The sequence below is a fragment of the Neobacillus drentensis genome, assembly GCF_036965425.1.
Taxonomy (GTDB): domain Bacteria; phylum Bacillota; class Bacilli; order Bacillales; family Cytobacillaceae; genus Neobacillus; species Neobacillus drentensis_F.
Window position 1 is genome coordinate 1 of record NZ_JBALPP010000140.1, and the last position, 11201, is coordinate 11201.

Below are 11201 nucleotides of genomic sequence, written 5' to 3' on the forward strand. Positions count from 1 at the left end.
CTTCCTGTTTTTCAGGAGCTGTAGTTGCGGCAGGGGGCTGGTTCTCCCCACTAAGTTCGGTAAACGAATCGATGATGGATTCGTTGTTTAGAAGATTTGTTGCAACTCGCATGATGGAATTTAAATCAAATGAATTTTGATTATTTAATAGATTGCTTGTAAGATTCTTAAAAGGGTCCTTGTCCATATTATTACCTGTATCCTGTCCATTATTTTCATTCATCTTGCCACTCATAAATTAACCACCTTTTTAGTTTAATCTTAATTAGTTCAGAAATTCCATATATCCTATGTCGCTTGTATCATCATGTAGTGTGTTAATGTCATTATGGAAGTAAATATTTTGATGTATAATTTGTTTAAAAATATAACCACAACTTCATAAATATCGGTATCGATAAAAAAAGACCCACTTTGCCTTAGCTAAGAAGGTCTTTTTATAGACTGCGAATTTAATATTGCCCTAAATTAGGAGCAAGTAAAAGCAGTTGCGATGGCATCTGATACTGCTGCAAGTGTACTTGGACGAGCACCTAAAAGACTACCAAGTAAAAATGCAACAACTAAAACAAGTCCTACAACAATATCACCAAGAGTTGGACAAGCTGGTAGTGTAATTGCCACGTGTGATCCCCCCTCTCGATATTTTATTTAAGGTAGTATTTTAACTCCTTATATTAGACAAGCTATGTTGAAAAGAATAGATTGGTTCTAGTTAAATCAATCAATTGATGAAATTATGCTAATATCATAATAGATTTGTAATCACGCTAATCAGTCCAAAATATCCAAGAGGGTTGCTTCTCGAGGCGAATAATCCTCCAGGACACGCCGGCTTGCAACAAAAAATATATTTTGTTTTGATCTTTTCTTAGGGTCTGTAACAAAAAGCTTCACGCAAGGATAGATACCTGAGATTGTTGAATAAAGGGTATGCAATAATTCATCATTTTTTATTTTTCCAATATAATTCATGATAAAAATTCCTTTGTCAGAGAGCTTATCGTTTGATAGAGAAAAAAACTCTTTTGTTGTTAGATGAAACGGGATTTCACTGCCGCTGAATGCATCTAAAAAAATGATATCCTGGGAGTGGGCATTCTGGGTTTTTAAGAGCGCTTGTCCATCACCAAGTTCCACGTTTTTTCCTGTATGTTCAAAGTACTTCTTGGATACCTCGACGACCAACGGGTCAATTTCTGCAGTTAACAAATGTTTATTAGAATAATGAGAGCTTATCGTGCCAATTCCATGGCCAATAATAAATCCATTTTGGAAATGAAATGCATAGTGATCAATAAGATCCACAACGATACGATTTTCTGCAGCTACAAGTAATTGAGGATGCTCTAAATTTATTATTCCTTGGATAGCATCGGAAGAAGATTGAAGCATTCGAAATTTCCCTCGCATTCCTTCGAATTCACTCCGCTCTGTAACGTAAATTGTTTGATAAGAGCTGGAAGTCTTATAAATTAACGTTGACCCGTAAAGAAAAATTTGGCGCTCCGAACGATCATCTCTATTTATCTGATTCATATTTTCACCTCCATAGCGGGTTTACTACAGAGTATTCATTTGAATGGATATTTGAATGAATAAATAGCATAGGTTTCCTAGGAACAAAAAAAATGTAATGGCTTTATACCATTACATTTTTCTCATGTTTCGATTTTTCGTTTCTTGTTCATTTTCCTAATTAAATAGATACCAGCAATTAATGCAAGTAAATTTAAAGAATCACCAAAATTGATAGTAAGACTAAAATGATTATTAACCCTTACATCAGTCTTATTATTGTTATTCGTACTAGAATGCGGCTTCGACCCCTTAACCTCATTTCCCACCAGAAACACCCCCATACTATTAATATATTATCTTTCCACATACAAATCATTCCAAATATTTTTCATGTTGTCATTAGGTGTCAGGCACCGCAAAAAGACAAATCTCCTTAAATGTCCATCTCATGTGGACAATTAAGATGGGTTGTATGAAGAAAGTGAATAAACGCGAAAAAAGTCGAAATAATGGAGAGTTGAATTTTATTTCCTGCTATCATGTTATCTTAGGACAAGGAATGATAAAATGGCTTTATTATAGGCTTTTATATTAGATAATGGTGGAGGAAATATTTATTTATTCCTTGGGAAAGCGCAAGAACAGACATTTCTCGATTTTTTTGTCGGATGAAAGCGCTTTAAATGTTGATATAAAGGGGTTGGTCCAGTTGTTTAAGATGATTGATGCCCATATTCATCTTGATCATTACAAAGATGATGAAATTAAACAGATAATGAAAGATTCTCCTCTGATTGATAGGTTGATCACAGTTTCTTTTAATCTTGAGTCGTGTAAAAAAAACCTAGAATTAACCCGAAAATTTCAAAAAGTGAAGGCTGCTTTTGGGTTTCACCCAGAGCAAGCTTTGCCAAGTGAAAACCAGGTTTTAGAACTCTTAAATTGGATGAATGATCACCAAAATGAAATGGCTGCCATCGGTGAGGTTGGTCTTCCATATTATTTAAGGCAACAAAATCAAGTTTCTAAAAGCCAACACGAACAATACCTAAATATATTGGAGATATTTATCCAAAAAGCAGCTGAATGGGGTAAACCAATTGTCCTTCATGCTATCTATGAGGATGCACCGATTGTTTGTGATCTTTTGGAAAAGTACTCTATTAAAAAGGCACATTTTCACTGGTTTAAGGGTGATCAGAAAACCATCTTAAGAATCATAGGGAATGGGCATTTTATTTCTGTTACCCCTGATATTGTCTATAAAGAAAAAATAAGGAACATTGTTCATATGTATCCATTAGGGCAGATGATGATTGAAACTGATGGTCCATGGCCGTTCGAAGGTCCTTTTTCCGGGAAAATGACCCATCCGAATATGATGAGTGAATCAATCCGAGAAATTTCAAAAATAAAAAAATTGTCATTGGAAGAAGTTTCTGATACATTATGGCGAAACAGTAAATCATTTTATGAGTTAGAGAATCGATAAAAGAAGGGGAAACAATGATGAGCAAGCAAGTGATCGTCTATACGACAAACGACTGTATTGAATGTACGATGGTTAAAAAAGTTCTCACAGAAGAAGGAATCCCGTTTGATACCAGGAATGTTTCTACCAATCCTGTATATCAAAAGGAAGTGGAAGAGTACGGATTTTTAGGGGTTCCGGTAACTGTAGTTGGTAATCGGGCAGTTAAAGGATTTACCAATGAATTAAAAGAGCTCATGGAGCTGGCGAAAAAAGAATAAAAGCATTTAGTATATGAAGGACTCGTATTTATTTATCATAATAATATTATGTAAACCTGATTGAATAATTTCTTAAGTAATTAAATATTTACTTATAAGTTTAATAGGAGTATTATTGATTTAAATTTAATATGTTTAGTATCTACTAGGGGTGCCCATAATGCGGGCTGAGAGGAAACGGCAACGTTTTTAACCCTTCGGACCTGATCTGGATAATACCAGCGTAGGAAAGTAGTCGAGAATAGTCATTGCGCTTACTTGCTTATGAACCAGGTCCATATATGGATCTGGTTTTTTTATTTTAAAAAAGGAAGAGGAAAATCTCATGGAAAAAAACAGTTTGTATGAAACATTACAAAAAGTAAGAGAAGTAAATCCGCTTGTACATAATATCACAAATGTAGTGGTAACAAATTTTACTGCAAATGGGCTTCTGGCACTTGGAGCATCACCAGTTATGGCTTACGCCGAGGAAGAAGTAGCCGAAATGGCAAAAATCGCTAGTGCACTCGTTTTGAATATTGGTACTTTAAACTCTCAAAATGTCAATTCAATGATTCTTGCAGGAAAATCTGCGAATCAACACAATGTCCCAGTCATTTTTGATCCGGTCGGTGCTGGAGCAACAAGCTATCGAACCGAAACGGCCCAAAGAATCATGAAGGAAGTCAAAGTCACAATCATTAGAGGCAATGCGGCAGAAATTGCAAATGTAGTAGGTGAAAAGTGGGAAATCAAGGGCGTTGACGCTGGAAATACCGAGGGGAATGTCATTGACCTTGCGATTACAGCTGCCCAAAAAATGAATTGCTTAGTTGTCATTACTGGAAAAGAAGATATCGTCAGCGATGGCAAAACCACCTATGCCATTGCTAATGGTCATCCCATCTTAACTAAAGTGACCGGTACAGGATGCTTATTGACCTCCGTAATCGGTGCTTTTGCAGGTGTTGAAAAAGATCTTATAAAGGCTTCCGTTGCTGCGTTAACTTTTTTTGGAATTGCAGCGGAAAAGGCAGCACAAAAAACAATTGAACAAGGTCCAGGCAGTTTCCAAATCGAATTTTTAAACCAATTGTCAGTTGTTTCCACTGATGATATCAAGCAACATAGCGCAATCAGACAGGTTTAAGGGGGCTAATAAAATGAAAAAAGCATTAACGATTGCAGGGTCGGATAGCGGCGGCGGAGCCGGAATCCAAGCGGATCTTAAAACTTTTCAGGAATTACAGGTTTTTGGTATGTCAGCTTTAACCGCTGTTACCGCTCAAAATACCTTGGGTGTTCATGGGGTGTATCCGATGTCAGTCGAAGCTGTGGTTAAACAGATGCAGGCAATAGGCGATGATATGGGAACGGATGCCGTGAAAACCGGAATGCTGTTTAATGCAGAAATCATCGAGGCGGTTGCTGATATTATTAGTAAATATCATTGGGAAAACCTTGTAGTAGATCCTGTTATGATTGCCAAGGGCGGCGCTTCATTACTGCAGATGGAAGCCATTTCAGCAATGAAAAAATATTTATTGCCGCTTGCAAGGGTCATTACACCAAACATACCGGAAGCCGAGGTTCTGACTGGTATGTCGATTCATACTGCCAAAGATAAGGAGGATGCTGCTAAAAGATTATCAGAATTGGGTGTCCAAAACGTTATCATCAAAGGCGGCCATGACGAGGATGAATCTTTATCCATCGATCTATTGTATGACGGGACAGAATTCTACACGTTTGCTAAAGAACGAATTCAAACGAAAAACACTCACGGAACTGGCTGTACTTTTTCAGCAGCCATCACGGCTGAACTTGCAAAAGGCGCGCCTTTATATGAGGCAGTCGCATTAGCCAAGGATTTTATTCATGATGCGATCCAATTTGATTTGGAGATTGGCAAAGGACATGGTCCAACCAACCATTGGGGATACCGAGTAAAGAATGAGGGCTTGCGTTTATGAAAAATTTACGAGACTACCTAAAGGTATATTTTATCATGGGCAGTCCTAACTGTCTTAAGGACCCAGCTGAGGTATTAAAAGAAGCCATCGCTGGGGGGATTACCCTTTTTCAATTTCGTGAAAAAGGAGAAGGTGCTTTAACTGGAGAGGATAAATATACTCTCGCAAGAGAACTTCAAAGCATATGCAAAGAGCATCACATCCCGTTCATCGTCAATGACGATATCGAGCTGGCACTGGCGATTGATGCTGACGGTGTCCATATCGGGCAAGAGGACGAGTCTGTGAAAACGGTTAGGAAAAAAATTGGTGATAAACTCCTCGGGGTGTCTGTCCATTCCACAGAGGAAGCGATGTCCGCGATTCGAGAAGGCGCAGATTATTTCGGTATTGGTCCCGTTTTTCCGACAAAAACAAAAGCTGATGCCAAACCCTCCAGGGGCACAGAACTTATTGAAACACTTAGGAAAAATGGCTACCAAACCCCAATTGTCGGCATTGGCGGGATTACGGCAGATAATGCCCGATCTATTGTGGAAGCCGGAGCAGATGGTGTTTCTGTTATTACAGCAATCAGCCATGCATTGTCACCTCTAGAAGCTGCCAAGAAATTAAGAGGAGCGGTGAGAGGATGAAAAGAACTCATAAACTTACCTTAACGGCCATGATGATTGCGATTGGCACGATTTCTAGTAGTTTAGTTTCGATTCCAATTGGATTTACCAAGGTCTTTCCTGTTCAGCACTTTTTAAATGTATTATCGGCAGTACTTTTAGGCCCTTATTACGCAGTAGCTCAGGCCTTTTGTGTATCCCTATTAAGAAATTTAATGGGAACCGGATCCGTATTTGCCTTTCCAGGCAGCATGGTTGGGGCATTATTGGCATCCTTATTATTTTGGAAAACTAGAAAAATATATCTTGCTTTTATAGGTGAGGTCATTGGAACGGGCATCCTGGGAGCACTCCTTTCCTATCCAATCGCAACCCTGATTCTCGGACAAAAAGCGAGCCTTTTTGGATTTATTCCTTTGTTTATTTTTAGCTCCTTTGCCGGTGCCCTGATTGGTTTTGTTATTCTTACTATTTTTTCAAAAAATAATGTTGTCAATTTGGCAGATTCCAAGGCTGTGAACAAATGAGAAAAGAGTTGTGGGAACGTATATCAAATGAAGTGGAAGCGAGACAAGAGGAATTGCTGAAACTATTAACAAAGCTAATAGCCTATCCTACAGTAAGTCCCCCTGCCCGAAATACTACGGAGGTACAGGACTTTATTAAAGGATATCTGGAAAATTTGGGATTTGAAACGGAAAAATGGGACGTATACCCTGGGGATCCGAATGTGGTAGGGATTTTACACGGTGAATCTTCTGACCAGTTTAATAGCTTGATTGTAAATGGGCATGTTGATGTGGCCGAGGTAGGGGATGATAAAGAGTGGAATTCATCGCCGTTTGAAAGCATAACGAAGGATGGCTATATATACGGCCGTGGAGTTGCTGATATGAAGGGTGGAATCGCTGCCTCCCTTATGGCTATTAAACTTTTAAAAGAACTTGGCATTCCGCTACAAGGTGACCTGCAATTCCAATCGGTTATTGGGGAGGAAGTGGGGGAGGCCGGTACGCTTGCCTGTATGGAAAAAGGATACAAGGCAGACTATGCCGTTGTTGTCGATACAAGCGACTTACATATTCAAGGACAGGGCGGAGTGATTACGGGCTGGATTACGATTCAAAGCAAAAAAACCTACCATGACGGGCTTAGAAGGAACATGATTCATGCTGGCGGAGGAATTAACGGAGCCAGTGCGATTGAGAAAATGACGAAAATCATTACCGGGCTTCAAGAACTTGAAAGGCACTGGGCAGTGACGAAAAGCTATGATGGCTTTCCTCCTGGTACCAATACGATCAATCCAGCTGTCATTGAGGGAGGCCGGCATGCAGCCTTTGTAGCCGACAGCTGCTCTTTATGGATCACGGTACATTTTTACCCGAATGAAGATTACAAAGACGTGATTAAGGAAATTGAACAGCATATTGGTGCTGTCGCTGCTTCTGACCCATGGCTAAGGGAAAATCCTCCGGAATTTGTTTGGGGTGGTAAATCGATGATTGTTGACCGAGGAGAAATTTTCCCTTCATTAGAAATTGATCCTGAACATTCTGGAACAAAGCTTTTAACTAATTCCTTTGAAAAATTGCTTGGCTTTGAGCCAGTGGTTGGCATGTCAACTACTGTAACGGACGCAGGCTGGCTTGGCCGCGCGGGGATTCCGACGGTTATCTTCGGACCCGGAAAACTAGAAGATGCCCATGCTGTTAATGAAAAAGTAGAAATCCAACAATTGCTTGATTTTACAAAAGTATTAGCCGTATTTATTGCAGAGTGGTGCAACACAAGGAAGGAGGGCCAGCAATGAAATTTTCACAAAGGCTTTATCAAAAAGTAGAGGATATTTGGAAAAAAACACACCAGCATCCTTTTGTTGTCGGAATGGGGACGGGTGAATTGCCTGTTGAATCCTTTATCCGATACATGAAACAGGATTATGTGTTCTTAATCGACTATTCAAAGTTGTTTGCATTTGGAGCAGTGAAGGCAGGGGACCTGGAGACGATGGCTTCGTTCGCTAAACTTCTAAACGAAACCCTGCATGGAGAAATGGAGCTCCATCGTCAGTATGCTGAAAGATTTGGTATTACACATCAGCAGCTTGAAGAAACAAAGCCGACTCCCATCAACTTGGCATATACAAGATACATGCTGAATGTCGCTCAAAATGGCTCATTAGAGGAATTAATCGCTGCTTTACTGCCGTGTATGTGGAGCTATTGGGAGATTAGCAAGATGCTAGCAGATAACTATCCAAACTCTATCAATCACTATCAGTATGGAGATTGGGTAAAAATGTACTCTTCAAGTGAGTTTGGCGAGCTTGCCACTTGGCTCATTAATTTATTAGACGCGTACTCGGATGGAAAACCTGAACGGGAGCTGGCCATTTTAGAAAATCACTTTTTGACGACTTCCCGATTTGAATACATGTTCTGGGATATGGTTTATGAGGGGGGCGATTGGCCTGTCTAATTCGTCCATGTTATCCATCAAAGATCTGACATATTCATTTAGCGGCGAAAGACCCATTTTTCAAGAAATTTCATTGGATGTACAGTCAGGCGAATTTGTATCCGTAATTGGAGCAAGCGGTTCTGGAAAAAGTACTCTTTTTAAATTGATTACGGGTTTACTAGAGCCAGACGTGGGTGAAATTCGCCTTGGGCAGCAGGATACAAAAAGAAGATTAGGACAGGTAGGCTATATGCCGCAAAAAGACCTTCTTTTGCCATGGAGGACGGTTATGGACAATGTGTTGCTGCCACTGGAGGTAACAAAGGAAAAAAGCCAGGAAAAAATCCCGGAAGTCCGCGAATGGTTAGCCCGTTTTGGACTGGCAGATTACGAAAATGCTTATCCAAATGAACTCTCCGGAGGGATGAAGCAGCGGGTCGCTTTTTTACGAACATTGGTGACGGGCAGAGACCTCTTATTGTTAGATGAGCCGTTTGGCGCATTGGATTCTTTAACGAAACGCAACATGCATAGCTGGTTACTGGGGCTGTGGGGAGAACTACAAAAAACGGTCCTGTTCATCACCCATGATCTTGAGGAAGCGATTTTATTAAGCGATCGAATTTATTTGTTAAGAGGGAACGGAATCCAAGAAATAAAAGTCAGTTTGCCGAGACCTAGAAGTTCTGAGTTAATCTATCAATCTGATTTTATGGCGATGCGAAAAGAATTGGAGTGGCTGATTCAATATGAAAGGTAATATAAAAAAATGGACGGGCGATTATGGTTTATTTTTGCTTGTGGTCATCCTTCTTGTCAGTTTGTGGCAATGGATCGTCCAGCATGGAATGGTACCAGCGTTTATCCTGCCTTCCCCATCGGCGATTTGGGCATCCCTGATTGATAACCGGGAGCTTCTGTTCGAAGAGCATTTGCCTGCAACACTAAAGGAAGTCCTAATTGGATTCGGATTTTCTCTCGCTGGAGGTCTCCTGTTAGGTGTAGGGATGCATTTTTTTCGATCGGTAGAAAAAATCCTATATCCCTTTCTCGTCATTTCGCAAACGATTCCGTTGATCGCGATTTCACCTATTTTTATTATGTGGTTCGGCTATTCGATTTGGAGTAAAATTGCCGTCACAATCTTAACGGCATTTTTTCCCATTGTTGTGAGTACTTTTGATGGCTTGAAGGCAGTCGGGAAGGAATATCGCGAATTATTGCAAACCATGGGTGCGGACCGCTGGATGATTTTTAAGAAAATCCAAATACCAATGGCACTGCCTTCCATTTTTTCTGGATTGAAAATGTCTGTTGTCTATTGTGTTGTGGGAGCGACGATCGGAGAATGGCTGGGGGCAAGTGAAGGGCTCGGTTATTTTAGCCGAAGGATGTCGGGAAACTTAAAGGCAGATGCAGTATTTGCTGCCATATTTCTTCTGTCTTTGCTTGGGATTGTCTTATTTTTACTAATAGGTTTTGTAGAAAAACAGTTATTGAAAAATCAAAATCGTTAACATCATGGAAGGTTGTATGTAGATATGAAAAAAAGTTTATTAATAATGTTAAGTCTATTGTTATTACTTTTAAGTGCATGTGGGAAAAGTGAATCTTCTAAATCCTCGGGCAAGGATACGGGGCTTCAGAAAGTAAGCCTTATGCTGGATTGGTATCCGAATGCTGTCCATTCTTTCCTTTATGCTGCACAAGAGAAGGGTTATTTTAAAGAGCAAGGCTTGGATGTGGATATTCAAATGCCAGCTGATACAAACGATCCTTTAAAACTAGTAGCCGCAGACAAAATTGATATGGCCTTGAGCTATCAACCGCAAGTATTAGTGGCGCGAGGAGAGGATATCCCTGTCCAATCCTTTGCGGCAATTGTCCGCCACCCCCTTAACCAGTTAATGGTCCCTGCCGATAGTTCGGTTCAATCACCGAAGGATCTAGCTGGTAAGACGATTGGCTACCCATCGATTCCACTGGATGAAGCGATTGTATCGACAATGGTGAAGGCAGATGGGGGAGAAGCAAGTAAGATAAAGATGGTTGATGTTGGCTGGGATTTGATTCCGGCGATGGCAACAAAGAAAACAAATGCCCTTATTGGAGGCTATATTAATCACGAGAAATTATTATTAGATAAAGAGGGCCATCCAATGCGGACATTAAACCCAGCCGACTATGGGGTTCCCGATTATTATGAATTGGTATTGGTTGGCAGTGAAAAGGGATTAAAAGCGAAGCCAGAGGTATTTAAAAAGTTTATGGCGGCGATCACAAAGGGTCAAAAATATGTGTCTGAACATCCAGAAGAGGGACTTTCCGTCCTAATGAAGCATGAAGACAAATCCTCCCCGCTTGAAAAGGACGTCGAAACAAAAAGCTTGGAAATCTTACTTCCTTTAATGGATGCCAAGGATAAAACCTTTGGCTACCAGGACCCTGAAACCTGGAACAAAGTTGCCGAGTGGCTAAAAGAAAACAAAGTCATCACAAAAGACCTTAAAGCTGAGGACGCGTTTATAAATTTTTAAGGTATGGTGTCAGGCACCACAAAAAGACAATTTTGGTGATTTGTACGTGTGGAGTGGACAGCATGTTCGGATATGGAGCTTAAGGACAAATTAATGTCGGCTCGCTTGTGAATTGTCCTTAATAAGGCTTCTTGAGGACAAAACGAGCTCAAAAACAATGATAAATGTCCTTAATAAGGCTTCTTGAGGACAAAACGGGCTCAAAAACTAAGAAAAATGTCCTTAATAAGTCCACCTTCTAAGGAAAGACTAGTTCCAAAATTTCGAAATTTATGTTGCAGGGCCTTCGCCTTGGTTCAGCCAAATTAAAATAAAGCAAAAGACCCCAACAATGTTAGGGTCTCAGACTGTCGACAAAT

15 protein-coding genes and 1 riboswitch are annotated in these 11201 nt (G+C 40.1%); of the genes, 11 read left to right on the forward strand and 4 right to left on the reverse strand.

Annotation, left to right across the window (positions count from 1 at the left end; genetic code table 11):
* From V7161_RS27205 to V7161_RS27220, 4 genes are all read right to left on the reverse strand, one after another.
* The coding region (locus V7161_RS27205) for a hypothetical protein (protein ID WP_335715925.1) at positions 1-235 on the reverse strand (235 nt) is incomplete at its 3' end.
* Between the two features lie 233 nt (positions 236-468).
* Positions 469-624 (reverse strand): hypothetical protein, encoded by a 156-nt coding sequence (locus tag V7161_RS27210; protein WP_289983221.1) that lies wholly within the window; start codon positions 622-624, stop codon positions 469-471.
* Positions 625-774: 150 nt separating this feature from the next.
* Positions 775-1539: a spermidine synthase gene (locus V7161_RS27215; protein WP_335715926.1), complete on the reverse strand. Its 765-nt coding sequence runs from the start codon at positions 1537-1539 to the stop codon at positions 775-777.
* Positions 1540-1661: 122 nt separating this feature from the next.
* On the reverse strand, positions 1662-1847 hold the full coding sequence (locus tag V7161_RS27220) for a hypothetical protein (protein ID WP_335715927.1): 186 nt from the start codon (positions 1845-1847) through the stop codon (positions 1662-1664).
* 392 nt (positions 1848-2239) lie between these two features.
* On the opposite strand from V7161_RS27220, the gene V7161_RS27225 reads away from it, so the two are divergent.
* From V7161_RS27225 to V7161_RS27275, 11 genes are all read left to right on the forward strand, one after another.
* Positions 2240-3013, forward strand: coding sequence for a TatD family hydrolase (locus V7161_RS27225; protein ID WP_335715938.1), 774 nt, complete (start codon positions 2240-2242; stop codon positions 3011-3013).
* A 17-nt stretch (positions 3014-3030) separates the two neighbouring features.
* Positions 3031-3273, forward strand: a complete 243-nt coding sequence (locus V7161_RS27230; protein WP_335715928.1) for a glutaredoxin family protein — start codon at positions 3031-3033, stop codon at positions 3271-3273.
* A gap of 137 nt (positions 3274-3410) precedes the next feature.
* Positions 3411-3520, forward strand: a riboswitch (TPP riboswitch).
* 78 nt (positions 3521-3598) lie between these two features.
* Positions 3599-4405, forward strand: a complete 807-nt coding sequence (thiM, locus tag V7161_RS27235; RefSeq protein ID WP_335715929.1) for a hydroxyethylthiazole kinase — start codon at positions 3599-3601, stop codon at positions 4403-4405.
* Between the two features lie 13 nt (positions 4406-4418).
* Complete coding sequence (gene thiD, locus V7161_RS27240) at positions 4419-5228, forward strand: bifunctional hydroxymethylpyrimidine kinase/phosphomethylpyrimidine kinase (protein WP_335715930.1); 810 nt, start codon at positions 4419-4421, stop codon at positions 5226-5228.
* On the forward strand, positions 5225-5863 hold the full coding sequence (thiE, locus tag V7161_RS27245) for a thiamine phosphate synthase (protein ID WP_335715931.1): 639 nt from the start codon (positions 5225-5227) through the stop codon (positions 5861-5863). The genes thiD and thiE overlap by 4 nt, the downstream gene beginning before the upstream one ends.
* On the forward strand, positions 5860-6369 hold the full coding sequence (gene thiW, locus V7161_RS27250; protein WP_335715932.1) for an energy coupling factor transporter S component ThiW: 510 nt from the start codon (positions 5860-5862) through the stop codon (positions 6367-6369). Before thiE ends, thiW begins: the two co-directional genes overlap by 4 nt.
* A complete protein-coding gene (locus tag V7161_RS27255; protein ID WP_335715933.1) occupies positions 6366-7655 on the forward strand; it encodes an acetylornithine deacetylase in 1290 nt (429 codons plus the stop codon). Before thiW ends, V7161_RS27255 begins: the two co-directional genes overlap by 4 nt.
* The gene (gene tenA / locus V7161_RS27260) at positions 7652-8323 is read left to right on the forward strand and encodes a thiaminase II (protein ID WP_335715934.1); all 672 of its coding nucleotides are present in this window, start codon (positions 7652-7654) and stop codon (positions 8321-8323) included. The genes V7161_RS27255 and tenA overlap by 4 nt, the downstream gene beginning before the upstream one ends.
* The gene (locus tag V7161_RS27265; RefSeq protein WP_335715935.1) at positions 8298-9065 is read left to right on the forward strand and encodes an ABC transporter ATP-binding protein; all 768 of its coding nucleotides are present in this window, start codon (positions 8298-8300) and stop codon (positions 9063-9065) included. The genes tenA and V7161_RS27265 overlap by 26 nt, the downstream gene beginning before the upstream one ends.
* Positions 9055-9822, forward strand: a complete 768-nt coding sequence (locus V7161_RS27270; RefSeq protein ID WP_335715936.1) for an ABC transporter permease — start codon at positions 9055-9057, stop codon at positions 9820-9822. The genes V7161_RS27265 and V7161_RS27270 overlap by 11 nt, the downstream gene beginning before the upstream one ends.
* A 24-nt stretch (positions 9823-9846) precedes the next feature.
* A complete protein-coding gene (locus tag V7161_RS27275; protein ID WP_335715937.1) occupies positions 9847-10842 on the forward strand; it encodes an ABC transporter substrate-binding protein in 996 nt (331 codons plus the stop codon).
* Positions 10843-11201 lie beyond the last annotated feature (359 nt).

Bases quoted from the DNA above. Each gene is read 5' to 3' on its own strand.
- V7161_RS27215 (WP_335715926.1), bottom strand. From the start codon at position 1,539: ATGAATCAGATAAATAGAGATGATCGTTCGGAGCGCCAAATTTTTCTT.
- V7161_RS27225 (WP_335715938.1), top strand. From the start codon at position 2,240: ATGATTGATGCCCATATTCATCTTGATCATTACAAAGATGATGAAATT.
- V7161_RS27230 (WP_335715928.1), top strand. From the start codon at position 3,031: ATGAGCAAGCAAGTGATCGTCTATACGACAAACGACTGTATTGAATGT.
- thiM (WP_335715929.1), top strand. From the start codon at position 3,599: ATGGAAAAAAACAGTTTGTATGAAACATTACAAAAAGTAAGAGAAGTA.
- thiD (WP_335715930.1), top strand. From the start codon at position 4,419: ATGAAAAAAGCATTAACGATTGCAGGGTCGGATAGCGGCGGCGGAGCC.
- thiE (WP_335715931.1), top strand. From the start codon at position 5,225: ATGAAAAATTTACGAGACTACCTAAAGGTATATTTTATCATGGGCAGT.
- thiW (WP_335715932.1), top strand. From the start codon at position 5,860: ATGAAAAGAACTCATAAACTTACCTTAACGGCCATGATGATTGCGATT.
- V7161_RS27255 (WP_335715933.1), top strand. From the start codon at position 6,366: ATGAGAAAAGAGTTGTGGGAACGTATATCAAATGAAGTGGAAGCGAGA.
- tenA (WP_335715934.1), top strand. From the start codon at position 7,652: ATGAAATTTTCACAAAGGCTTTATCAAAAAGTAGAGGATATTTGGAAA.
- V7161_RS27265 (WP_335715935.1), top strand. From the start codon at position 8,298: ATGAGGGGGGCGATTGGCCTGTCTAATTCGTCCATGTTATCCATCAAA.
- V7161_RS27270 (WP_335715936.1), top strand. From the start codon at position 9,055: ATGAAAGGTAATATAAAAAAATGGACGGGCGATTATGGTTTATTTTTG.
- V7161_RS27275 (WP_335715937.1), top strand. From the start codon at position 9,847: ATGAAAAAAAGTTTATTAATAATGTTAAGTCTATTGTTATTACTTTTA.